General features: G+C 64.1%; 12 protein-coding genes. 11 read left to right on the forward strand and 1 reads right to left on the reverse strand.

Annotated elements, in window-relative coordinates:
• The first annotated feature begins 211 nt into the window (after positions 1 to 211).
• The 11 genes from ABQZ09_RS13325 to ABQZ09_RS13375 all read left to right on the forward strand — a co-directional run bounded on the left by ABQZ09_RS13325 (position 212) and on the right by ABQZ09_RS13375 (position 24,239).
• A complete protein-coding gene (locus ABQZ09_RS13325; RefSeq protein ID WP_349777093.1) occupies positions 212 to 3,145 on the forward strand; it encodes a TonB-dependent receptor in 2,934 nt (977 codons plus the stop codon).
• 333 nt (positions 3,146 to 3,478) lie between these two features.
• Entirely contained in the window at positions 3,479 to 6,202 is a 2,724-nt protein-coding gene (locus tag ABQZ09_RS13330; protein WP_104580149.1) for a TonB-dependent receptor, read from the forward strand.
• A 111-nt stretch (positions 6,203 to 6,313) separates the two neighbouring features.
• The gene (locus ABQZ09_RS13335) at positions 6,314 to 8,572 is read left to right on the forward strand and encodes a beta propeller repeat protein (protein ID WP_349777094.1); all 2,259 of its coding nucleotides are present in this window, start codon (positions 6,314 to 6,316) and stop codon (positions 8,570 to 8,572) included.
• Positions 8,573 to 8,678: 106 nt separating this feature from the next.
• Positions 8,679 to 10,595, forward strand: coding sequence for a sialate O-acetylesterase (locus tag ABQZ09_RS13340; RefSeq protein WP_349777095.1), 1,917 nt, complete (start codon positions 8,679 to 8,681; stop codon positions 10,593 to 10,595).
• An 11-nt stretch (positions 10,596 to 10,606) separates the two neighbouring features.
• The gene (galD, locus tag ABQZ09_RS13345; RefSeq protein WP_349777096.1) at positions 10,607 to 12,349 is read left to right on the forward strand and encodes a GH35 family beta-galactosidase GalD; all 1,743 of its coding nucleotides are present in this window, start codon (positions 10,607 to 10,609) and stop codon (positions 12,347 to 12,349) included.
• A 190-nt stretch (positions 12,350 to 12,539) separates the two neighbouring features.
• A complete protein-coding gene (locus tag ABQZ09_RS13350) occupies positions 12,540 to 15,443 on the forward strand; it encodes a TIM-barrel domain-containing protein (protein WP_349777097.1) in 2,904 nt (967 codons plus the stop codon).
• A gap of 91 nt (positions 15,444 to 15,534) precedes the next feature.
• Positions 15,535 to 17,907: a glycoside hydrolase family 95 protein gene (locus ABQZ09_RS13355; protein ID WP_349777098.1), complete on the forward strand. Its 2,373-nt coding sequence runs from the start codon at positions 15,535 to 15,537 to the stop codon at positions 17,905 to 17,907.
• Positions 17,904 to 19,397, forward strand: a complete 1,494-nt coding sequence (gene xylB, locus ABQZ09_RS13360) for a xylulokinase (protein WP_349777099.1) — start codon at positions 17,904 to 17,906, stop codon at positions 19,395 to 19,397. Before ABQZ09_RS13355 ends, xylB begins: the two co-directional genes overlap by 4 nt.
• 50 nt (positions 19,398 to 19,447) lie before the next feature.
• On the forward strand, positions 19,448 to 20,785 hold the full coding sequence (gene xylA, locus ABQZ09_RS13365) for a xylose isomerase (RefSeq protein WP_184370423.1): 1,338 nt from the start codon (positions 19,448 to 19,450) through the stop codon (positions 20,783 to 20,785).
• 87 nt (positions 20,786 to 20,872) lie between these two features.
• Positions 20,873 to 22,300, forward strand: a complete 1,428-nt coding sequence (locus tag ABQZ09_RS13370) for a sugar porter family MFS transporter (protein ID WP_039413115.1) — start codon at positions 20,873 to 20,875, stop codon at positions 22,298 to 22,300.
• 388 nt (positions 22,301 to 22,688) lie between these two features.
• The gene (locus ABQZ09_RS13375; RefSeq protein WP_081422550.1) at positions 22,689 to 24,239 is read left to right on the forward strand and encodes an MASE1 domain-containing protein; all 1,551 of its coding nucleotides are present in this window, start codon (positions 22,689 to 22,691) and stop codon (positions 24,237 to 24,239) included.
• Here the strand turns inward: ABQZ09_RS13375 and ABQZ09_RS13380 are convergent.
• A complete protein-coding gene (locus tag ABQZ09_RS13380; RefSeq protein WP_081422549.1) occupies positions 24,178 to 24,648 on the reverse strand; it encodes a hypothetical protein in 471 nt (156 codons plus the stop codon). The two genes, ABQZ09_RS13375 and ABQZ09_RS13380, sit on opposite strands and share 62 nt — an antisense overlap.
• Positions 24,649 to 24,795: the final 147 nt, after the last annotated feature.

Here is a 24,795-nt window from a genome sequence, read left to right on the forward strand (position 1 = left end):
TTTTTCATTGGCTGGCGCTAGACCGCGCGCCTATATCTGTGCGTCAGATCGCACGCTGAAGCGCACGTGAAGTCGGGCAGGTGATCGGCGGCAAAGCCGCCATGCAGCGAAAGCGGGACTGGCCTCGGCGCCGGTCCCGATACGATCACGCGGGGCGTCTTGCGTCGCGACAACCAGTCTTCAGTCGTCTTGCGTCCTGGGAGGGATTCAGATGTCCAAGTTTTCAAGCCATGCCTCGGCAGGCACGGGCGTGCGTGCGTGCCGTGCCCCACGTTTGCGTCATTCGGCCATGGCCGTCAGCATCGGGCTGCTGCTCGTTGCGCCGGTATACGCACAGCAGGCGCCGGCGGCCAGGGGGGCGCCTTCAGGCACCGCCGGTGCCAGCGCGGTGGACCTGGACACGGTGGAAGTGCGCGGCGTACGCGCCAGCCTGATCAAGTCGCAGGTGATCAAGCGCGATTCCACCCAGATCGTGGATTCGGTCAGCGCCGAAGACATCGGCGCGCTGCCCGACCGCAGCGTCACCGAAACCCTGCAGCGCGTCAGCGGCGTGACCATCGACCACTTCGCCGCGCGCAGCGACCCGGATCACTTCTCCGCCGAAGGCAGTGGCGTGATGATCCGCGGCCTGACCCAGGTGCGCGGCGAGCTCAATGGACGCGACATCTTCAGCGCCGCCAGCGGCCGTGGCCTGAGTTTCGAAGACGTGCCGGCCGAGCTGATGGCCGGCGTGGATGTCTACAAGAATCCGTCGGCCGAAATCATCGAGGGCGGCCTGGGCGGCACGGTCAACCTGCGCACGCGCATGCCGTTCGACAACCCGGGCCGGATCGTCGGCGGCAACGTCGACGTCAACTGGGGCGACATGAGCAAGAAGTACAAGCCGTCGGCCTCGTTCCTGTTCAGCGATCGCTGGGACACCGGCGTCGGCGAAATGGGCTTCATGATCGATATCGCCCATTCGGAACTGGCGACCCGCTCGGACGGCATCCAGGTCGAGCCGTACGTGCGTCGGACCGACGATGCGGTGCTGGCCGGCAGCGGGCGCAGCGAGGTGTTCGTGCCGGGCGGAGTGAACTGGCGCCAGCTGGATTTCGAGCGCAAGCGCGATGGTATCGCCGCAGCCTTCCAGTGGAAGCCCAGCGACCAGACCGAGATCTACGCGCAGTACCTGCGTTCGCGCTACGACATGAACTGGCAGGAGCGCGCCGCATTCTTCAACGACAGCAACAACAGCATTAGCCCGGCGCCGGGCACCACCTTCCAGTACGACCAGGACGGCGTATTCCAGCGCGGCTCGCCGGTGTCCAACTCCTGGCGCGGCCTGCTGACCGGCGATGGTGTGCGCTTCAATACCGACAACCGCTATTCCGAGCAGCGCACCACCACCTCGGACCTGTCGGTGGGCTTCAGCCATTACTTCAATGACAACCTGCAGATCAAGGGCGACGTGCAGCTGGTGCAGTCGGAAAACGACCAGCTCGACTTCACCGTGTTCAGCGCGACTTATCTGCCGGGGCTGACCTATGACGTGTCGGGCAAGTATCCGACCGTGCAGATCGCCAACCAGAGTTTCACCCAGGACCCGTCCAATTATTTCTGGGCGGCGGCGATGGATCACCTGGGGCATAACCGCGGGCGCCAGCTGTCCACCCGCGTGGACCTGGAATACACCTTCCAGGACAGCAGCTGGCTGCGCTTCGCGCGCTTCGGCATGCGTGCCACCGACCGCAATCAGACCAACAAGAACTCCGGCTACAACTGGGGCGTGCTGTCGGACAACTGGGCAGCCATCCCCGGCAGCGCCAATGGCCTGGCCAACATGTCGCAGTACCTGCCCAACGAGTCGTCGCTGTTCACCTTCTCCGATTTCTTCCGCGGCGGGGTGAACGTGCCGACCACGCTGGTGGTGCCCAATGGCGGGCTGGTCAAGAACTACCGTCGCGCCTCGGAACTGCTGCAGCAGCAGATCGTGGCCCTGCGCGGCTTTGGCTGGGCACCGGACACCTACCAGCCGCAGGACACCAACCGCCAGTTCGAGCGCACCCAGGCCGCCTACGCGGCGCTGTACTTCGGTAACGACGAGGCCTGGGGCGTGCCGGTGGACGGCAATATCGGTGTGCGCATCGTGCAGACCAAGACCCAGGCCGAAGGCTTCGGCCAGTTCCAGGACCTGTCGGGCCTGAACGTCTCGCCCGAGCTGCAGGCCCGCTACACCGGGCAGTACTTCGACAACAACTCGCAGGGCAGCTACACCAACGTGCTGCCGAGCCTGAACATGCGCTTCCGTTTCACCGACAGCCTGCAGTGGCGTATCGCCGCCTCCAAGGCGATGGCGCGCCCGGACTACACCCAGCTGCAGCCGTACGTGCTGCTCAACGTGGAGACCGACGACGCCGGCAATGCGACGAACTTTGTCGGTACCGCGGGCAATCCGACCCTCAAGCCGATGACCGCCAACCAGTTCGACACCGCACTGGAGTGGTACTTCGACAACAGCGACATGCTGTACACCACGCTGTTCTACAAGAAGGTCAAGGACTACTTCTCCACCCAGACCCGCAGCGAGACCTACGATAACCGGCAGTGGCTGGTGACCCGGCCCTACAATACCGACGAAGGCACCATTCGCGGCGCCGAAGTGGGCTATACGCAGTTCTTCGACGAATTGCCGGGCTGGATGAGCGGGTTCGGCATCAATGCCAACTTCACCTTCGTCGACAGCAAGGGCGGCGCCAACACCGCCATCGACCCGTACACCCGCACCACGGTGGAAGGCGTGGAGCTGCCGCTGGAAGGCCTGTCGCGGCGCAGCTACAACCTGGCCGGCATCTACGAGAAGGGCCCGCTGTCGCTGCGGCTGGCCTACAACTGGCGCTCGCGCTACCTGCTGACCACCAGCGACGCGGCCACCCGGTTGCCGACCTGGGCCGACGACTACGGCCAGCTGGATGGCTCGTTCTTCTACCGCTTCAACGAACACCTGCAATTGGGGATCCAGGCCAACAACCTGACCAATACCGAGACCAAGGTGCTGATGGGGCCCACCTCCTACGAGGGGGGCGAGGTGGATACGCGGCTGTACACCCGCAGCCAGTTCGTCAACGACCGGCGCTACTCGCTGGTGCTGCGCATGAATTGGTAAGTGCGCACGGTCACGGCCCGACTGTGCAGCGATCTGCACAGTCGGGTCCGTCAGGTATGAGTCCGCAGGTTCGGGCCGTGATGCCGGACCTGCCGGGTTTTCCGGTGTTGCTATAGTTTTAACGAATAGCTTTCCAGGAATATTTCATTGGTGTGGCATGACGGCCGCGCCCTATGCTCCCGCCGCAGCCGCAGGTCCGCCCGCCAGGGCAAACCGCGCATCCGCCGACCCGGTGTCCCGGGCGCAGATACGGGCCAGCAACAACGACGGGCAGGGCGTTCGCGCACCGGCCCGCTAAAAACAAGCAGTACATGCGTCCTGGGAGGGAGCACCATGTCAGTGCAACATCGCCACATTCCGGCAGGCCGGGCTGTGGGTCAGCGTTCGATCCGTGATTTCCGCCGCTCCGTGATGGCCATCAGTGTGGCTACCTTGTTGAGCGCGCAGGCCTATGCGCAGGATGCGACCACCACTGCCGCACCGGCCTCGGATGCGACCACCCAGCAGCTGGACACGGTGCAGGTCACCGGTACCCGCAGCAGCGTCACCAAGGCGCAGCTGGTCAAGCAGAACGCCGAGCAGATCGTCGATTCCATCGTTGCCGAAGACATCGGCAAGCTGCCCGACAACAACGTCGCCGAAGCGCTGCAGCGCATTTCCGGCATCCAGATTTCGCGCAACTACGGCGAAGGCAGCTCGATCGCCATCCGCGGCCTGACCCAGGTGCGCACCGAGCTCAATGGCCGTGACATCTTCACCGCCAACGACGGCCGTGGCCTGAGCTTCGAAGACGTGTCGGCCGAGTTGCTCGGCGGCGTCAACGTGTACAAGAACCCGTCGGCCGACATGATCGAAGGTGGCCTGGGCGGCACCGTCGACCTGCGCACGCGCCTGCCGTTCGACTATGAAGGCCGCAAGATCGCCGGCAGCGTCCAGTACAACTATTACGACCTGGCCGACGACGGCAAGCCGGCGTTCTCGGGCCTGTTCAGCGACCGCTGGCAGACCGGCATCGGCGAGATCGGCATCCTGGTGAACTACTCGCAGCAGAAGAGCCCGTTCCGTCAGGACACCATCTCGATCGAGCCGTGGTACACCCAGACCGATCTGCCGGGCTACGAAGGGCAGGGCGTGTCGGTGCCGCACGGCGCCGGCATCAACACCACCGTGGGTGAGCGCGAGCGCAAGACCGGCGCGTTTGCGATGCAGTGGCGTCCCAACGATTCGGTCGAGGTCTATACGCAGGTGCTGCGTTCGGACTACGACTTCAGCTGGCACGATTATTCGTTCTTCGCGTTGACCGGCGCCAACAACATGCAGGGCTTGCCCGGCATCCAGGTCAACAGCCGCAACGAGTTCGTCAATGGCTCGTTCCAGAATGTGCCGACCGAATCCAATACCAGCTTGACCGAGCGTCACTCGGTGACCACCGATTACTCGCTGGGCGCCAAGTGGACGGTCAATGAAAAGCTGACCCTGAGCACCGACTTCCAGTACGTCGATGCCACTACCAAGGGCACGCGCTACATCATCGCCACCGGGCAGGACACCAGCCCGCAGTTCAACGTCGACTTCCGTGGCGATCTGCCGCGCCTGTCGGTGACCGATGCCAGCGGCGCGGAAGGCTACCTGGCCGACGTCAACAACTACGACGGCTGGCGCTGGCACCTGGACAACAAGGACGACAACACCGGCACAGAGTTTGCCTGGCGTTCGGACATGGATCTGGCCTTCGACAGCGATTTCGTGCGCAGCTTCAAGGCCGGTGTGCGCTATACCGACCGCGATGCCGAGACCAAGGGCAACGTGTGGCGCTTCATGTGCATCAACGATTGCTCGGGCACGCCGTTCTCGCAGTTCCCCAGCATTGGCTTGGTGGCCAACCCCATCACTGACTTCTTCCGCGGTGAGAGCAGCACCTTCGGTCGCACGCTGACCGCGTCGGATGCAGCGGTAGCCAATTACGAGCAGAGCCTGGCCACCTTTGGTGCCAGCCCGCTGGAATTTGCGCCGAACAACATCAACACCCAGAACGAGAAGACCTACGCGGCGTACGGCGTGTTGCGCTTCGGCGTGGATGGCGACATCCCGTTCGACGGCAACATCGGCGTGCGCGTGGTGCGGACCGAAGTGGGCTCGCGCGGCGTGCGCACCGGTACCGATGCCGAAGGCGGCGGTCTGATTCCGGTGGATGCGCAGCAGACCTACACCGACGTGCTGCCGAGCTTGAACCTGCGCTGGATGCTGAGCGATCAGCTGCAGTGGCGGTTTGCGGCTTCGCGCGGTATCTCGCGCCCGACCTTCGACCGCCTGAACCCGAACCTGAGCCTGAGCACCGGCACCTCGTCCAGCGGCGCCTCGACCTTCACCGGCACCGCGGGTAACCCGAGCCTGGAAGCGGTCAAGGCCGACCAGTTCGACACCGCGCTGGAGTGGTACTTCGGCCAGGGCTCGATGATGTACGGCACCCTGTTCTACAAGAAGGTGGAAGGCTTCATCGCCAACGCCGTCTTCAACGAGGTGTACGACGGACAGGTGTGGCAGATCACCCGTCCGGTCAACGGCGATGCCGGCAAGATCCGTGGTGCTGAGCTGGGCTATACGCAGTTCTTCGACTTCCTGCCGGGCTGGCTGAGCGGCTTCGGCCTGCAGACCAACTACACCTACGTCGACAGCGAGGCGCCAAGCCCCACTGCCACCGACACCAACGGCCAGGCGCTGACCGTGCCGCTGGAAGGCCTGTCCAAGAACAGCTACAACGCGATCCTCAGCTACGAAACCTCGCGCTTCCAGGGCCGTGTGGCCTACAACTGGCGCAGCGACTGGCTGGTGACCACTGCGGGCAACGGTACCGGCAACCTGCCGGTCTACAACAAGGGCTTCGGCCAGCTGGATGCCTCGCTGCGTTTCAACATCAATGATGTGTGGTCGATTTCGCTGGACGGCGTGAATCTGCTCGATACCCGTCGCGAAAGCTACCTGGGTAACGAGTCGCGCTACCGCGACTTCGTGATCAACGATCGTCGGTATGGCCTGACGTTGCGGGCCAGCCTGTAGAACGCGCCGTAGGAAGTGCGTCTCCGGTCCGGCGAGCTGTGCAGGCAGCTCGTTGGGCCGGTGTTTTTCCTATCGATGGCCACGCCGTCGATCGCGAGGGGAGCCGGAGGAATGATCGCCGTGATCGATCCGCCTACTAAGCGCTGCTTTTTCGCAGCACACGCGTGGCTGACTGCTGTTTGCCTGACGCTGGTGTTGCTCTTCATGACGTCCACCGTGGCTGCGGCCGAGCCCGCCACGCCAGGACCCTATCAATGGCGTAGCGTCGCCATCGGCGGTGGCGGTTTTGTCACCGGCGTGTTGTTTCATCCCGCCGAGCGCGATCTTGCCTATGCCCGTACCGATGTCGGCGGCGCATACCGCTGGGACGCGCGAACGCAGCAGTGGGTGGCCCTGACCGACTGGTTGGGCGCCGACGACTGGAACCTGATGGGGATCGATGCCTTCGCCATCGATCCTGCCAACCCCGAGGCCATCTACCTGGCTGCCGGGACCTACATGCACGAGCGTGCCGGCAATGCAGCCGTGCTGCGCTCGTTCGACCGTGGCCGCAGTTTCGCGCGCGCCAATCTGCCGTTCAAGCTCGGTGGCAATCAACTGGGGCGCGCCAACGGCGAGCGGCTGGCGGTGGACCCGCACGATGGCCGTGTGCTGTTGCTGGGCTCGCGTGATGCCGGCCTGTGGCGCAGCACCGATCGCGGCGCGCACTGGGCACGGGTGGAAGGATTTCCGGCCGAGGCATTGGCCGGCGCCACGGCGCGCAACCATGTCGGGCGCGAACAGGCGGTGGGGATCGCCTTTGTGGTGTTCGACGCCGCCAGTGGCCGCGCCGGTGCTCCGACGCCGCGAATCTACGTCGGCGTGTCCACCGCGCAGACCAGTCTGTATGTTTCCGAGGATGCCGGCCGCAGCTGGTCGGCAGTGCCCGGGCAACCGCAGGGGCTGCGTCCAAGCCATATGGACGGCGGCCGCGACGGGCACTGGTATCTGAGCTACGGCGATCAGCCCGGCCCGGATTTGATGGCCGGTGGTGCGCTATGGAAATACACCCCCGCGCAGGCGCGCTGGAGCGAGATCAGCCCGATCGCGCAACCGGCCAATGGCGACGGCTTCGGCTGGGGCGCGGTGGCGGTGGATCCGCAACAGCCGCAGGTGCTACTGGCCAGCACCTTCCGTCGCCGCACGCCGCGCGATGAGCTGTTTCGCAGTGTCGATGGCGGCAAGCACTGGACGCCGCTGTTGGCCGACGCGGTGTTCGATCACAGCGCCGCGCCGTGGACCTCGCATGCGAGTCCGCACTGGATGGGCGCGCTGGCCATCGATCCGTTCGACAGCAACCACGCCCTGTTCGTCACCGGTTACGGCATCTGGGCCTCGCGCAACCTGCAGGACTTCGCCAGCACGCAGCAGCCACTGCAGTGGTGGTTCCAGGACCGCGGACTGGAAGAAACCGTGCCGCTGGATCTGCTCAGCCCGATGGCCGGTGCCCATCTGCTCAGCGCGCTCGGCGATATCGATGGATTTCGCCACGACGACCTGGATACCGCACAGCTGCAATACGCAGGCCCGCGTCTGACCAATGGCGAAAGCATCGACGCCGCCGGACAGGTTTCGATGACGGTGGTGCGCAGCGGCACGGTGCGCGACCGTCGCAACAACGAGATCCGCGCGCTGGTCTCGCGCGACGGTGGCGCGCACTGGGAGGCGTTTGCCAGTGAACCGCCGGCCGGGCAGGGCGCCGGCACCATCGCGATTGCGGCAGACGCCTCGCAGGTGATCTGGGCGCCGCAGGGCGGCGGCAACTGGCGCACGGCCACGATGGGCAAGCAGTGGCAGCGCGTGCAGGGGCTGCCGGACACCGCGGTCGTGGCGGCCGACCGCGTCGATGCGCAGCGCTGGTATGCCGTCGACACCGTCAGCGGTGGCCTGTATGCAAGTACCGATGGCGGGGCCAGCTTCCGCAACACCGGGCAGCAGGTCGGCAATCCGGCACGCGATGAGCGCGCCCGCCCGCAACTGCGGCCCGATCCATGGCGTGCCGGCGTGGTGTATCTGGCCAGCCCCTCGCTGGGCGTGATGCGGTGGCAGGACGGACGCCTGCAGACCCTGTCCAGGCCCAACGAAGCGCGCTCGCTGGGCATCGGCAAGCCGCTGCGTGACGGTGCGCCGCCGGCGCTCTACCTGGCCGGCCGCGCGGACGGCGTGGATGGCGTGTTCCGTTCCGACGACGAAGGCGCGCACTGGCTGCGCATCAACGACGACGCGCACCGCTTCGGCAAGCCCTACAGCGTCACCGGCGACCCACGGCGTCCCGGTCGGGTGTATTTCGCCACCGGTGGGCGTGGCATCTTCTACGGCGACCCACGATGAGCGCTGCATGCCTGCGCGCGTCATCGCGCTGTCGTACCGTGACCGCCTTCATCCCCCGCCGAACCGTTGCGCGCCAACCGGCCGCGCCGACCCTGGAGATCACCGCATGACCGTTCCTTTCGTCCGCCGCGCATGCCTGCTGGGTCTGGCCCTGGCCAGCCCACTCGCGCTGGCCCAGCCGACGCTGCCCTTGCTGTTTGCCGATGGCGCGGTGTTGCAGCGCGACCAGCCGATGCCGGTGTGGGGATGGGCGACGCCGAAGGCGACCATCACCGTCAGCTTCGACGGCAAGCGCGCCACCGCCAAGGCCGATGCGGCCGGGCAGTGGAAGGTCTGGCTGCCCGCGCACACCGCCGGTGGCCCCTACGTGCTGCGTGTGCAGGGCGACGGTGGCGACGTGCAGGTGCGCGATGTGCTGGTGGGCGACGTGTGGCTGGCCAGCGGGCAATCGAACATGGAATGGCCGCTTGCCCAGGCCAGCGATGGCGCACAGGCAGTGGCCGCGGCCAATGACCCGCAGCTACGCCATTTCAAGGTGCCCAAGTCGTGGTCGGTGCAGCCGGAAGCACGCCTGACCGGCGGCGACTGGAAGGCGGCCACGCCGGCCAATGCCGGTGAGTTCACTGCGGTTGGTTACTTTTTCGCCAAGGAGCTGCGTGCCAGCACCGGCGTGCCGATCGGCATCGTCAACAGCACCTGGGGCGGCAGTGCCATCGAGGCATGGATGGATGCCGCATCGCTGGGCCTGAATGCCGACCAGAACCAGGGCGCGATCGAGGCGATCAAGCAACGCGACGCCGCCGCGCAGGCCGCCACCGGCAAGCGCATCGCGCGCTGGCCCAAGGTCGACGGCGACATGCCGCAGTGGCGCGAATCTGATTTCGACGACAGCGACTGGGACAGCATCCCGACCACCCAGCAATGGGAAGCCAGCGGCTATGACGGCATGGACGGCATCGCCTGGTATCGCACCACGGTGACCCTGAGCGCTGCCGAGGCCAAGGCCGGCATAGCGCTGGGCGTGGGCCAGATCGACGACTCGGACATCACCTACGTCAACGGCCAGCAGGTCGGCACCACGGAGAAGCAGTGGAACCTGCCGCGCGTCTACCGCGTACCGGCGTCCGCATTGCATGCCGGCGTCAACCACATCGCGGTGCGCGTGGAAGACCTCAGCGGCGGTGGCGGCATGCATGGCCCGGATGAACAGCGCTTCGTGCAGACCAATGCCGGCGCCAAGCGCGCGTTGAGCGGCTGGAAATTCCGACCCGCCGCGGTGCGGGTGTCGTTGACCGACAACAAGAACCAGCTGCCCACGCTGCTGTACAACCAGATGATCCATCCGCTGCAGCCGTTCCCGGTCAAGGGCGTGATCTGGTACCAGGGCGAGACCAATGCCAGCGAGGCCGGCGCGGTGAAATACCGCGAGCAGTTCGCCGCGATGATCCAGCAGTGGCGCGCCGAGCGTGGCGACAAGACGCTGCCGTTCCTGTGGGTACAGCTGGCCAACTTCAAGGCCGGCGGCGACAAGGGCGAGCTGAGCCCGTGGGCGCTGCTGCGCGAGTCGCAGTCCAAGACGCTGGCACTGCCGGCGACCGGGCAGGCGGTGATCATCGATATCGGCAACCCCACCGACATCCATCCCACCAACAAGCGCGATGTGGGGCATCGCCTGGCGCTGGCCGCGCGGCATGTGGCCTATGGCCAGACGCTGGTGTACAGCGCGCCGGTGTTCAAGCGGGCGAGCTTTGACGGCGGCAAGGCGGTGCTGAGTTTCGATCTGCAGGGCAGTGCGTTGCAGGTGCGCGGCGGCGGTGCAGTGCAGGGCTTTCGCATCGCCGGTGCGGATCAGCGCTTCCATCCGGCCACTGCGCAGATCGAAGGCGACCGCGTGACCGTGCGCAGCGACGCGGTGCCTGCACCGGTGGCGGTGCGCTACGGCTGGAGCGAGAACCCCGACGACGCCAACCTGGTCAATCGCGACGCCCTTCCTGTTTCCCCCTTCCGCACCGATACCTGGTGACACGGAGTCTTATGTCCATGCATTCCCCCGTTACGCGCGTGATCTCTTCGTCCACTGCGCGCCGTTGTCTACGTCCGCTCCTGCTGTCTGCGTTGACGCTGGCGCTGGCGGCCTGTCAGTCCGGTGAGCAGGACACCAGTGCAAGATCCGGCGCAGCCACACCGGCCGCCAACACCGCCTCCACGCCGGCAGGCGGCGCAGCAGCGCCGGCCGCGCAGACGCCGATGCCGCAGTTCGTCAGCAAGGACGGCAAGCATGCGTTGATGGTCGACGGTGCGCCGTTTTTGATCCTCGGCGCGCAGGTCAACAACTCCAGCAACTATCCCGGCGTGATGGACAAGGTGTGGCCGGCGATCCAGGTGCTGGGCCCCAACACCGTGCAGGTGCCGATCGCCTGGGAACAGGTGGAGCCGGAAGAAGGCAAGTTCGATTTCTCCTTCGTCGATACGCTGCTCACCCAGGCGCGCGAACACAAGGTGCGCCTGGTGCTGCTGTGGTTTGCAACCTGGAAGAACAACGGCCCGCAATACGCGCCGCATTGGGTCAAGACCGACAACCAGCGTTTCCCGCGCGTGGTGACGCGCGAAGGCAAGTCGATCGGCTCGTTGTCGCCGCATGCGCAGGCCACCCTGGATGCCGACCGCAAGGCGTTCGTCGCCTTCATGCAGCATCTGAAGAAAGTTGACCCGCAACACACCGTGATCATGATCCAGCCGGAGAACGAGGCGGGCACCTATGGCAGCGTGCGCGACTTCTCGCCGATGGCGCAGAAGCTGTTCGACGGCCCGGTGCCGGAGGAACTGCTCAAGCGCCTGAACAAGCAGCCCGGCAGCTGGGCGCAGGTGTTCGGTGCCGATGCCGATGAGTTCTTCCATGCCTGGTCGATCGGCCGCTACATCGACCAGGTGACCGAAGCCGGCAAGGCCGAATATCCGTTGCCGATGTACGTCAACGCCGCGCTGCGTGGCCCGTTCAATCCCGGCCAGCCCGGCCAGTACGCCAGCGGTGGCCCCACCGACAACGTGCTGGATGTGTGGAAGGCCGCCGGCCCGCATATCGACCTGCTGGCCCCGGACATCTACATGCCCGAATACCGCATGTACACCACGGTGCTGGAGCGCTACGCGCGGCCGGACAATGCCTTGTTCGTTGCCGAAACCGGCAACCGCCCCGAGTACGCGCGCTACCTGTTCCCGACGCTGGGCCACGATGGCATCGGCTGGTCGGCGTTCGGCATGGATTACACGCGCTATTCCAACTACCCGTTGGGTGCCAAGCACGTCAACGAAGAAACCCTGGCGCCGTTCGCGCTGGGCTTTGACCTGGTCAAGCGCGGCATGCGCCCGTTCGCCAAGGCCGCGTCGGAAGGCAAGCTGCACGGCACCGCCGAAGAACCCGGCCAGGCCGTGCAGGAGCTCAAGCTCAACGACCGTTGGAGCGCCACCATCACTTACGGTGTGCCGCAGTTCTGGTTCAAGGGCGAGCCGCCGGGCAACCCGGAGCCGATCGGTGCTGCGCTGATCGCCGAGCTGGGCCCGGACGAGTTCCTGGTCACCGGCTACCACGCGCGCGTGACCCTGCACCCGGCCAGCGAAGCGACCGCCAACATGATTTACGACCGCGTCGAAGAGGGCGTCTACGAAGGCACGGACTGGAAGTTCGAGCGCAACTGGAATGGCGACCAGACCGATTACGGCGTCAATTTCTCCAGCGCGCCGCAGCTGCTCAAGATCAAGCTCGCCACCTTCAAGTAAACGTGGGTGACACCCGCTGCGCCGGCGTCATGCCGGCGCAGCAGATGCGACCGACGCGGCATGGTGCACCGATGCACCTGGCCGCTACCACGCCCACCGGACGACTGCCTGCAACGCGGTTGACCACACCATCACCAAGACCACGCAGCGCTGCCCCCGCAGCCTGTTTCGCAATTCAAAGGGAGTGACCATGCAAACCACCATCTGTTCCGCCGGCACCGTGCCCGCCAATCGGCGTACACCGCTGGCCCATTGCCTGGCGTTGTCGCTGGCCCTGCTGGCCAATGCCGCGCATGCGCAGGAAGTCCGCAAGGCCGCCGATGGCGTCACCGTGGTGCCGAGCGCCAAGGGCGCTGCGCCGGTGCGTCTGCAGGTGGTCGATAGCGGCATCATCCGCGTCAGCGCGGACCCGGACGGCGACTTCGTCCGCAGCCCCAGCCTGATGCGCGTACCGGTGCAGGGCGACACCGCCTTCCAGGTGGCCGAGCAGGGCGACAACGTGCAGCTGAAGACCGGCAAGGTCACCGCCACCGTCTCCACCGTCGATGGCCACGTCAGCTTTGCCGATGCCAACGGCAAGCCGGTGCTGGCCGAAGTGGCCGGCGGGCGCAGCTTTACGCCGCTGAAGGTGGAAGGCAAGCAGTACCTGAGCGTGCGTCAGCGCTTCCAGTCGCCCGATGACGAAGCGCTGTACGGCTTCGGCCAGCACCAGCAGGGCTGGATGAACCAGAAGGGCCGCAACGTCGAGCTGCAGCAGAACAACATCGACATGGCGGTGCCGTACCTGGTGTCCAGCCGCAACTACGGCCTGCTGTGGGACAACAACTCGATCAGCCGCCTGGGCGACCCACGCGGCCTGCAGCCGTTGCCGAAAACGCTGAAGCTGTACGACGCCAAGGGCAAGGCCGGTGCGCTGACCGCACGCTATGCCATCAACGGCAAGCAGGTACTGGAGCGCCGCGAGAGCGAGGTGAACTATCAATACCTCAGCGACCTGACCAAGTTTCCCAAGAAGGCGATCACCAAGGACAAGGACAGCCGCATGCAGGTCAGCTGGGAGGGCGAGATCGAAGCGCTCACCGGTGGCGAGCACAGTTTCTCGCTGTATTCGAGCGAGTACGCCAAGTTGTACGTGGACGGCAAGCTGGTGATCGACCGCTGGCGCCAGAACTGGAACCCGTGGAATCACGAGTTCACCCTGGATCTGGAGCCGGGCCAACGCCACACCGTCAAGATCGAGTGGGACCTGATCGACCCCAGCTACATCGCGTTGCTGCATCGCGACCCGCTGCCGGCTGCCGAAGCGAAGGACCTGTCGCTGTGGTCCGAAGCGGGGCAGATGATCGACTACTACTTTGTCTCGGCCGACTCGTACGACCAGGCCGTGGCCGGCTACCGCGAACTCACCGGCAAGTCGGTGATGCTGCCCAAGTGGGCCTATGGCTTCTGGCAGAGCCGTGAGCGCTACAAGAGCCAGGACGAGCTGGTCGGCGCCGTGGCCGAATACCGCAAGCGCAAGCTGTCGCTGGACAACATCGTGCTCGACTGGTCGTACTGGCCGGAAGACGCCTGGGGCTCGCATGATTTCGACCCCAAGCACTTCCCGGATCCGGACGGCATGGTCAAGGCCGTGCACGACATGCACGCGCAGATCATGATTTCGATCTGGCCCAAGTTCTATCCCACCACCGCCAACTACAAGGAACTGGACGCTGCCGGTTTCATGTTCAAGCGCAACGTGGAAGTGGGTGAGCTGGACTGGATCGGCAAGGGCTACAAGAACTCGTTCTACGACCCGTATTCGGAAAAGGCCCAGGCCATCTTCTGGCGTCAGGTCAACGAAAAGCTCAACAGCAAGGGCTTCGATGCCTGGTGGATGGACGCCGATGAACCGGACGTGCATTCCAACCTGGACATCGCCGAGCGCAAGGCACGCACCACGCCCAATGCGCTGGGCTCGTCCACCGAGTACTTCAACTCCTATCCGCTGCCGCACACCCACGGCGTCTACGTGGGTGATCGCGCGGCCGACGACAAGCGCGTGTTCATCCTCTCGCGCAAGGGCTATGCCGGCACGCAGCGCAACGCGGTGGCGGTGTGGAGCGGCGACATCGTCTCGCGCTGGGATGACCTCCGCGAGCAGATTTCCGGTGGCGTGAACATGGCGCTGTCGGGCCTGCCCAACTGGACCTTCGACATCGGCGGCTTTGCGGTGGAAAAGCGCTACGAGAACCAGGACCCGGCGCATTTGCCGGAATGGCGCGAGCTCAACACGCGCTGGTTCCAGTTCGGTGCGTTCGTGCCGATCTTCCGATCGCACGGCCAGTTCCCGTACCGCGAAATCTGGAACATCGCACCGGAAGGCACGCCGTTCTACGAGAGCATGGCGTACTACAACCGCCTGCGTTACGCATTGCTGCCGTACATCTACAGCCTGGCCGGTGATACCTACCAGCGCGATGGCGTGATCATGCGCGGCATGATGATGGACTTCCCCAACGACGCGAAGGCGCGCGACATCAACGACCAGTACCTGTTCGGCCCGGCATTCCTGGTCGCACCGGTCACCAGCTTCGGTGCCACCTCGCGGCAGGTGTATCTGCCGGCCGGCACCAGCTGGCTGGATTTCGCCACCGGCAAGCGCTATGAGGGCGGCCAGAGCATTGAAGCCGCCGCGCCGATCGAACGCATGCCGCTGTTCGTGCGTGCCGGCTCCATCGTGCCGACCGGCCCGGTGCAGGAATACGTGGACCAGATCCCGGATGCGCCGCTCACCGTGGTGGTCTACACCGGCGCCGATGGCCAGTTCTCGCTGTATGAGGACGATGGCAAGGGCTATGGCTACGAAAAGGGCGAGTTCAGCCGCATTCCGCTGGTCTGGAACCAGGCCAAGGGCGAGCTGAGCATCGGCAAGCGCGAAGGCAGCTGGACCGGCATGCAGGCCAAACGCACCATCAACGTGCGCTTCGTCGATGGCCCGCGCGACGACGCCGGCGCACTCGCGCCCAAGACCGACACCACCATCCAGTACGACGGCAAGCCGGTCAGCGTGTTGCAGCGCAAGATTGCGTCCGGCAAAGCGCGTCGTCGATGATCGCAGGCTGTCTTCAGTCGATGAGCAAGCAGATGCCGGAACGCCGCAAGGCAGTCGCGGGCGGTTCCGGTGATGCAGCACGGCGGTGGCCGTGCTGACCCGTCGCGAACTGTGCAAGGCAACCGGGGCCGCACTTGCGGTCCTGGGCGCCGCGCCGGTGGCTGCACAGGCGGCGCGTGCTGCAACGGCCGGTGGTTTGCCAGCGGTGGCGCCCGCCGGTGCCTTGCAGCTGTGGTATCGCGAACCGGCCAATGAATGGGTGGAGGCCTTGCCGGTAGGCAATGGCCGGCTCGGTGCGATGGTGTGGGGCGGTATCGCCCACGAGCGTCTGCAACTCAACGAAGACACCTTGTATGCGGGCGGCCCCTACGATTCCACCAGCCCGGACGCATTGGCGGCGTTGCCGCAGGTGCGCGCGCTGATCTTCGCCGGGCGCTATGCCCAGGCCGAACAACTGGCAGATGCCAAGCTGCTCTCGCGCCCGCTCAAGCAGATGCCGTATCAACCGCTGGGCGACCTGTTGCTGGATTTCGATCGTGCCGACGGCATCAGCGCGTACCGGCGTCAGCTCGATCTGGACACCGCCGTGGCCACCACCACGTTCCGCTCCGGCGGCGCGGTGCACACGCGCGAGGTGTTCGTTTCGGCGCAATCGCACTGCATCGTGGTGCGCTTGTCGTGCGACCGGCCACGCGCCATTTCCCTGCGCGTGGGCATCGACAGCCCGCAAAGCGGCGAGGTCACCGCGGAGCAGGGCGGTTTGCTGTTCAGTGGCCGCAACGGTAGCTTCGCCGGCATTGAAGGCAAGCTGCGGTTTGCATTGCGGGTGTTGCCGCAGGTGAAGGGCGGCACGGTCACCGCGTTGCGCGACCGTCTGCGCATCGAAGCGGCCGATGAAGTGGTGCTGCTGCTCACCGCCGCCACCAGCTACCAACGCTTCGATGCGGTCGATGGCGATCCGCTTGCGCTCACCGCAACGAGCCTGCGCAAGGCCGCCAAACTGGATTTCCCCGCGTTGTTGCGTGCGCATCTGGCCGATCATCAACGCCTGTTCCGGCGCGTGGCGATCGACCTGGGCAGCAGCGACGCGGCACGCCTGCCCACCGGCGAACGCGTGCAACGCTTTGCACGCGGCGACGACCCGGCACTGGCCGCGCTGTATCACCAGTACGGCCGTTACCTGTTGATCTGCAGCTCGCGGCCCGGCACCCAGCCGGCCAACCTGCAGGGCATCTGGAACGACCTGATGCAGCCGCCGTGGGAAAGCAAGTACACCATCAACATCAACACCGAGATGAACTACTGGCCCAGCGAGGCCAACGCGTTGCACGAGTGCGTTGAACCGCTGGAATCCATGCTGTTCGATCTGGCCAAGACCGGCGCGCACACCGCCAAGGTGCTCTACGACGCGCCCGGTTGGGTGGTGCACAACAACACCGATCTGTGGCGCCAGGCCGGCCCGATCGATGGCGCCAAGTGGAGCCTGTGGCCGATGGGCGGGGTGTGGTTGCTGCAGCAGCTGTGGGACCGCTGGGATTACGGCCGCGACCGCGCGTACCTGGGCAAGATCTATCCGCTGTTCAAGGGCGCGGCGGAGTTCTTCGTTGCCACCCTGGTACGCGACCCGCAGACCGGGGCGATGGTCACCAACCCCTCGATCTCGCCGGAAAACCAGCACCCGTTCGGTGCGGCGGTGTGCGCCGGGCCGACCATGGATGCGCAGTTGTTGCGCGACCTGTTCGCGCAGTGCATCGCCATGAGCAAGCTGCTCGACGTGGATGCGGATTTCGCCCGGCAGCTGACCACGCTGCGCGAGCAGTTGCCGCCCAACCGCATCGGCAAGGCCGGCCAATTGCAGGAGTGGCAACAGGATTGGGACATGCAGGCGCCGGAGATGCGGCACCGGCATGTTTCGCATCTGTATGCCCTGCATCCGTCCAGCCAGATCAACCTGCGCGATACGCCCGAGCTGGCCGCCGCAGCCAGGCGCACGCTGGAAATCCGTGGCGACAACACCACCGGCTGGGGCATCGGCTGGCGCTTGAACCTGTGGGCGCGGCTGGCCGATGGCGAGCATGCGTATCGCATCCTGCAATTGCTGATCTCGCCCGAGCGCACGTATCCGAATCTGTTCGACGCGCATCCGCCGTTCCAGATTGACGGCAATTTCGGCGGCACTGCCGGCATCACCGAAATGCTGTTGCAAAGCTGGGGCGGCAGCGTGTTTCTGCTGCCCGCATTGCCCAGCGCCTGGCCGCGCGGCAGCGTGCGCGGCCTGCGTGTGCGCGGCGGTGCCAGCGTCGATCTGGAATGGGACGCCGGTCGCTTGCAGCAGGCACGGGTGCACAGCGATCGTGGCGGGCGTTATCAACTGTCCTACGCCGGGCAGACCCTGGACCTGGAACTGGGCGCAGGCCGCACCCAGCAGGTGGGACTCAACAACAACCGATTGGTGAAGCAATGAGCTTGTACGTAGGACTGGACGTGGGCACGCAGAGCGTCAAGCTGGTGGCTTACGACGCGCAGGACCGCGCCGTGGTCGCCACCATCGCAGCGCCGATGGAGCTGATCAGCCGCGACGACGGCACCCGCGAGCAACAGGCGCAGTGGTGGATCGACGGCATCGTGCATTGCTTTGCCCAGCTCGACGGCGAGCAGCGTGCGCGCGTGCGCGGCATTTCCGTCTCCGGCCAGCAGCACGGCTTTGTGCCGGTGGCCGCCGATGGCAGCGTCACCGCACCGGTCAAGCTGTGGTGCGACACCAGCACCGCGCTGGAATGCGACGAGATCATGGATGCGGTCGGTGGCGCGGCAGGCAGTGTCGCAACCGCCGGCAACCCGATCATGGCCGGCTACACCGCCTCCAAGTTGCCGTGGACGCGCAAGCACCGTCCCGAGGCGTACGCCGCAATGACCACGGTGATGCTGCCGCACGACTACATCAATTTCTGGCTCACCGGCGAGCGCTTTGCCGAAGTCGGCGATGCCTCCGGCACCGGCTGGCTGGACGTACGCACGCGCCAGTGGTCCGAGCGCATGCTCGGCGCGGTGGATGCGCAGCGCGACCTGCGTGACGCGTTGCCGCCGCTGGTGGAAACCGGCGCGGTTTACCCATTGTCCGATGCCGCGGCCGAGGCGTTGAACCTGCCGGCCGGCGTACGCGTCACCACCGGCGGTGGCGACAACATGATGGCTGCCATCGGCACCGGCAACGTGGTGCCGGGCCGCCTGACCATGAGCTTGGGCACCAGTGGCACCTTGTTCGCCTACGCCGATCACCCGGTGGTGGACGACGAGGCACGCTGGGCCGCGTTCTGCTCGTCCAGCGGCGGTTGGCTGCCGCTGATCTGCACGATGAATTGCACCGTCGCCACCGAAGCGGTGATGCGCATGTTCTCCATCACCCGCGACCAGACCGAAGCGATGATCGCCGACACTGCGCCGGGCGCCGACGGCCTGGTGTTGCTGCCGTTCTTCAACGGCGAGCGCACGCCCAACTTGCCCGATGCACGCGGTTGCTTGTTCGGCATGGACCTGCACAACACCACCGCCGCGCATTTCTATCGCGCCGCGATGGAAGGGGCGACCTACAGCCTGCGCAACGGCTTCGACGCCTTCGTAGCAGCCGGCCTGCAGTTCGACACCATCCTGCTCACCGGCGGCGGCAGCAAGAGCGCGCAATGGCGGCAGATGGTGGCCGACGTGTTCAACCTGCAGGTCGTGGTGCCAACCCAGCCCGAAGGCGCGGCCTTCGGTGCGGCGCTGCAGGCCCTGTGGGCCTGCGACCGCGACGATGGTGGCGACGCCGCGCTGTCGGACGTGGTGCTGGAGCACCTGCAGGTGGACGATGCGCTTGCCGCGCAGCCCGACCCGCAGCGCGTGGCCCAGTACCAGCAGCACTACCAGACCTTTCTCAAGCACCTGCAGGTCGTCAGACCGCTCTACGCCGGCTGAGCGACACGCCTTTTTCTACAACTCCCCCAGCAGCAAGGACATCACACCCCATGAGCAACACCGTTTTCATCGGCGCGAAGGAATATTTCCCCGGCATCGGCAAGATCGGCTTCGAAGGCCGCGACTCCGACAACCCGCTCGCGTTCAAGGTCTATGACGCCAACAAGAAAATCGGCGACAAGACCATGGCCGAGCATCTGCGCTTTGCCGTGGCCTACTGGCACAGCTTCTGCGGCAACGGCGCCGATCCGTTCGGCCCAGGCACGCGTGCGTATCCGTGGGATATCGGCAACAGCGCGCTCGACCGTGCCGAAGCCAAGGCCGATGCCGCGTTCGAATTCTTCACCAAGCTCGGCGTGCCGTATTACTGCTTCCACGACATCGACCTGTCGCCGGATGCCGACGATATCGGTGAGTACGAAAGCAACCTCAAGCACATGGTGGGCATCGCCAAGCAGCGCCAGGCCGACACCGGCATCAAGCTGCTGTGGGGCACCGCCAACCTGTTCTCGCACCCGCGCTACATGAATGGTGCATCCACCAACCCCGACTTCAACGTGGTGGCGCGCGCCGCCGTGCAGGTCAAGGCCGCGATCGATGCCACGGTGGAACTGGGCGGCGAAAACTACGTGTTCTGGGGCGGCCGCGAAGGCTATGCCTGCCTGCACAACACGCAGATGAAGCGCGAGCAGGACAACATGGCGCGCTTCCTCACCCTGGCACGCGACTACGGCCGCGCGATCGGCTTCACCGGCAACTTCCTGATCGAGCCCAAGCCCATGGAGCCGATGAAGCACCAGTACGACTTCGACAGCGCCACTGTGATCGGCTTCCTGCGTCAGCACGGCCTGGACCAGGATTTCAAGCTCAATATCGAAGCCAACCACGCCACGCTCTCGGGCCATAGCTTCGAGCACGACCTGCAGGTCGCTTCCGATGCCGGCCTGCTCGGCAGCATCGATGCCAACCGCGGCAATCCGCAGAACGGCTGGGACACCGACCAGTTCCCGACCGACCTGTACGACACCGTCGGCGCGATGCTGGTGGTGCTGCGCCAGGGCGGGCTGGCACCGGGCGGGTTGAATTTCGATGCCAAGGTGCGTCGCGAATCGTCCGACCCGCAGGATCTGTTCCTGGCGCATATCGGTGGCATGGACGCGTTTGCACGTGGTCTTGAGGTTGCCAACGCATTGCTGACGTCTTCGCCGTTGGAGCAGTGGCGCGCCGAGCGTTACGCCAGCTTCGACAGCGGCGCCGGTGCCGACTTTGCCAACGGCACCAGCACGCTGGCGGATCTGGCCAAGTACGCCGCCGGCAATGCGCCCAAGCAGATCAGCGGCCGTCAGGAAGCCTATGAAAACCTGATCAATCAGTATCTGACGCGTTGATGTCCCGTGGCCGGCGGCGCACTGCGCGTCGCCGGCCGATGTCGGCCACCCCCGTGGCCGCTCCTTTGCATGCTTCCAGGTGAACCCATGTCCAGTGTCTCCGTAAACGGCGCCCCCGATGCCGGTGAGAACACCCGTTTTATCGTCCTGATCAGTTGCGTAGCCACGATCGGCGGATTCTTGTTCGGTTTCGATAGCGGCGTGATCAACGGCACTGTCGATGGCCTGAAGCAGACCTTCAATTCCAGTGCCGCCGAGACCGGGTTCGAAGTCGCCTCAATGCTGCTGGGTTGCGCCATCGGCGCCTTCTTTGCCGGCCGCCTGGCCGACCGCTGGGGCCGCCGCGCGGTCCTGATCATTTCTGCGGCGTTGTTCCTGCTCTCGGCCATCGGTGCCGGTGCCTCGCACAGCTCCGGCTTCTTCATCTTTGCGCGCGTGATGGGCGGCTTTGCCGTCGGCGCGGCGAGTGTCATTTCGCCGGCATATATCGCCGAGGTTGCCTCGGCCCGTTATCGCGGCCGGCTGGCCACGATGCAGCAGATCGCCATCATCAGCGGGCTGTTCTGCGCGTTCCTGAGCAATTACCTGCTGGCCAACGCCGCCGGTGCCTCCACCGAGCCGTTGTGGGCCGGGCAGGCCGCCTGGCGCTGGATGTTCTGGATGCAGGCGGTCCCCTCGATCCTGTTCCTGTTGCTGCTGCTGGTCATCCCCGAAAGCCCCCGCTTCCTGGTGGTCAAGGGCCGCCGCGAGCAGGCGCTGGTAGTGCTCAAGCGCCTGTACGGCAATGCCGCCGCCCAGACCAAGCTGAGCGAGATTTCCGCCTCGATGTCGGCCGACCAGCACAAGCCCAAGTTCTCCGACCTGATCAACAAGACCACCGGCAAGATCCGCCCGATCGTCTGGATCGGTATTGGCCTGGCGGTGTTCCAGCAGTTAGTCGGCATCAACGTGGTGTTCTACTACGGCGCGGTGCTGTGGCAGGCGGTGGGCTTCTCCGAGCAGGACGCGCTGCTGATAAATGTGCTCTCCGGCGGCCTCAGCATCGGCGCCTGCCTGGTCACGGTGATGCTGGTCGACAAGATCGGCCGCAAGCCGCTGTTGTGGATCGGCTCGGCCGGCATGGCCGTGTCGCTGGCGCTGGTGACCTACGCGTTCGCCACCGCTTCGCTGGACGCCAATGGCAAGCTCGCCATGTCCGATGCCATGGGCATGCTCGCGCTAGTGGCCGCCAACGTCTACGTGGTGTTCTTCAACGCCTCCTGGGGCCCGGTGATGTGGGTCATGCTGGGCGAGATGTTCCCCAACCAGATCCGCGGCTCGGGCCTGGCCATCGCCGGCGCCGCGCAGTGGACCTCCAACTTCGCCATCACCGTCAGCTTCCCGATCCTGCTCGGCAGTATTGGTTTGGCCGGCGCCTACGGCATCTACACCGTCGCCGCCTTCATCTCGGTGTTCTTCGTCCTCAAGTACGTCTACGAGACCAAGGGCAAGGAACTGGAACAAATGGAGGGCTGATCGCCTCTGTATGCCGATATCGGCATGGAAAACGAAGAAGGCCGCGCAATGCGCGGCCTTTTTTGTTGGGATGATTTCTTACAGCCAAACGCTATGTGCGCTTACATAAGCCCCATCAGCAAGCCGAACCACGCAACAGGCCTGGTTCGTCATCAGCATTGCGCGCTTTCCAATGAATCGTCGGATAGCGTTGCTATCGCTTGCTACCGAACTCAGCGTTCATCCATGTATGGGGCTAATGCACCAGCAAAGTGCAATGCGCGTCGTTAAACACACACGCTAAACGCCGGAACGTGCACGCCTTTGTCGCAATGTGTGCGCCATCGCTATACTCCGTTGAGCAGTTCCCTCCAGACTAGGACGCATCGTGGAACCAAGGAGTGGTGGTATGGCGGTAGCAAAGGAAGTCCTCAGGGGCACGCTGATCAGCGTGTGCTACGGACTGACGTTTGTGATGCTTTGGTTCTTTTCTATTGATCAGTGGTATCTGCCGGTCGGCTTGCGCGTCGTCACGTTGCTATTCCGGCCGTATCGTGAGTGGCCATTCTTGTTGGCCGGTGATGCGGCAGCAATGCTCTGGCTTCGCGTTCCGCTCTCCCAACGCCAGGGTTACGACTTGATATGGGCTTATGTGAGTCCATTTCTACACGCGCCGATGCTTGCTTATATCATTTGGCTCGCCCGGCAATATTCGCGTGAATTGATTTGCCAGTCTCGGCTATTGATTCCATTTGCCATTTTTCTCGCGTTCTGTAATTCGTTATGGAGCGTTATTATCAATGCTGTGTTGGACGGTCCAAGTACCGCGCATTTGGGGGATTTCCTGCTGCGTTATGGGGTGGGTGGTTATTGTGGTATTTTAATGTTCTTGCTTCCTGTGATGCTATGGTCACCAAAGCGCAGTCAGTCGATTCGACTAGACTTGCCGCGTGACCTTGGTCTTTCTGTGGTCGCCATAGTTGCATTGTTCTATATGCGTTATTACGTTCATACTGTCCCTTCTCGCAATGCCCTCATGGTTGCATTGATAGTGCCTGCAGTATTTTTGACCCGTCGTCACGGTGGGGTAGGAGCGGCGCTAGGAACTTTGCTCGCAAGTGTTGCGCTTGCTATTAGTATCCCTTCAGTATATCAAGTGGGATTCTATGATGAGAATTTGTTTGTAGTTCAGGTGGCACATGTGGTCGTCAGCACAGTGCTCTTTGTTTTTGGTCTACGCATCACTAAGCCTTTTAAGCGTTTTGATACAATTCGTAATATCAGGGAAGAAGCGCAACGAACTGTTAGGGATAGTTATTTATCTGCAGAGCGTATGTTGCGTAATCAAGTTGTAGAGTATTCCGATGTCAATGTCCAAATTAATCGGATGCGTAAAGATATTGTGGCAGACTTGCGAGCGCGTGGGCATCATGCAGCTGCAATGGAAATTACCCGGGTCGCAGTGATTGAGTCTCAGCTTCTTCAGGAGTATGTCGCAAACCTATATCCACTGGAGATCGAAACTCATGGTTTGTTCCGGTCGCTCCGGTCGCCAGCATTGGCGCGATTCAAATCTACAGAGTTCGAATACTTTTTACAGGGAGATTGCCGTCAGCTCTCGCTCGGTCTTCAGTTGGCTGCCTATCGTTGCACGCTCAGTGCAATAGAGTTACTGCCCAATGCAAATAAGCATTTTATCCAAGCCCGTGCATGGCGGGGCCGTGGCTGGCAAGGTGTTGCGATACGTGTGTGCGCTGATACATCTTTGGTAGAGTCCGTGAGGCGCGATTCGCCTGAAGCGGATGCCGAATTTCGTGCCCGATTGAAGTCGCATGGCGGCAGGTTCCGTCGCCGCCATGCGTTGGTGCTGACCTTCCTTGTCGCGGAGCAGTCTGCTGTTATTTCGAAGGAGAGACGTTCCAGTATTCCTCGTTGGCTTGCTGCTCGACGTGCACAGTGAAATTTCCAGTTCGATAAACCATGCGTGCCCTGTTACTTGTAGCCTTGCTCGCAGTAGCAGTAGTGATGCTGATTCCAATGGAATTGGATGTTGGTATTGAAACGCGATCTACATCCTTCCCCATGGGCAATACCCACAGCGCATTGTCGACGCGAGCCACTACGGCTCTTACGGTACCTGCGTTATCGTTGATCTGCAGATAAGTTACGCCATCGCGTTGAAACTCATAAATTGACCAAGCGGGATCCAGCGTCAGGTTCGTTGCATTCGGATGACTGTCGCCTAGACCTGTTGCCCGCACCCCTACGCCACCGCTAGGACAGCATACGCCTTGCGCTGACACTTCACCCAAGATCAAAAACCCCGCCAGCACGCATACGGCTTTCAGTGCATTCGCTTTCATATCCATGATTGTCGCCTTCCCCTGCTAGGGGCGATTCTGCCTGCGATTCAGGCCCGCCTACGTTACGTCCATAAAGCGGACGGGTGTGGGCGATTACACAAAAATTGCTGACAGTGACTCTGTCTCGCGCACTTTCGATATTTAGGCAGGACT

This window comes from Xanthomonas sp. WHRI 6106 (assembly GCF_040202405.1).
Classification (GTDB): Bacteria; Pseudomonadota; Gammaproteobacteria; order Xanthomonadales; family Xanthomonadaceae; genus Xanthomonas; species Xanthomonas cannabis.

Excerpts from the sequence above, each read along its gene's own strand:
- ABQZ09_RS13325 (WP_349777093.1), top strand. The coding sequence starts at position 212 with ATGTCCAAGTTTTCAAGCCATGCCTCGGCAGGCACGGGCGTGCGTGCG.
- ABQZ09_RS13330 (WP_104580149.1), top strand. The coding sequence starts at position 3,479 with ATGTCAGTGCAACATCGCCACATTCCGGCAGGCCGGGCTGTGGGTCAG.
- ABQZ09_RS13335 (WP_349777094.1), top strand. The coding sequence starts at position 6,314 with ATGATCGCCGTGATCGATCCGCCTACTAAGCGCTGCTTTTTCGCAGCA.
- ABQZ09_RS13340 (WP_349777095.1), top strand. The coding sequence starts at position 8,679 with ATGACCGTTCCTTTCGTCCGCCGCGCATGCCTGCTGGGTCTGGCCCTG.
- galD (WP_349777096.1), top strand. The coding sequence starts at position 10,607 with ATGTCCATGCATTCCCCCGTTACGCGCGTGATCTCTTCGTCCACTGCG.
- ABQZ09_RS13350 (WP_349777097.1), top strand. The coding sequence starts at position 12,540 with ATGCAAACCACCATCTGTTCCGCCGGCACCGTGCCCGCCAATCGGCGT.
- xylB (WP_349777099.1), top strand. The coding sequence starts at position 17,904 with ATGAGCTTGTACGTAGGACTGGACGTGGGCACGCAGAGCGTCAAGCTG.
- xylA (WP_184370423.1), top strand. The coding sequence starts at position 19,448 with ATGAGCAACACCGTTTTCATCGGCGCGAAGGAATATTTCCCCGGCATC.
- ABQZ09_RS13370 (WP_039413115.1), top strand. The coding sequence starts at position 20,873 with ATGTCCAGTGTCTCCGTAAACGGCGCCCCCGATGCCGGTGAGAACACC.
- ABQZ09_RS13375 (WP_081422550.1), top strand. The coding sequence starts at position 22,689 with ATGGCGGTAGCAAAGGAAGTCCTCAGGGGCACGCTGATCAGCGTGTGC.
- ABQZ09_RS13380 (WP_081422549.1), bottom strand. The coding sequence starts at position 24,648 with ATGGATATGAAAGCGAATGCACTGAAAGCCGTATGCGTGCTGGCGGGG.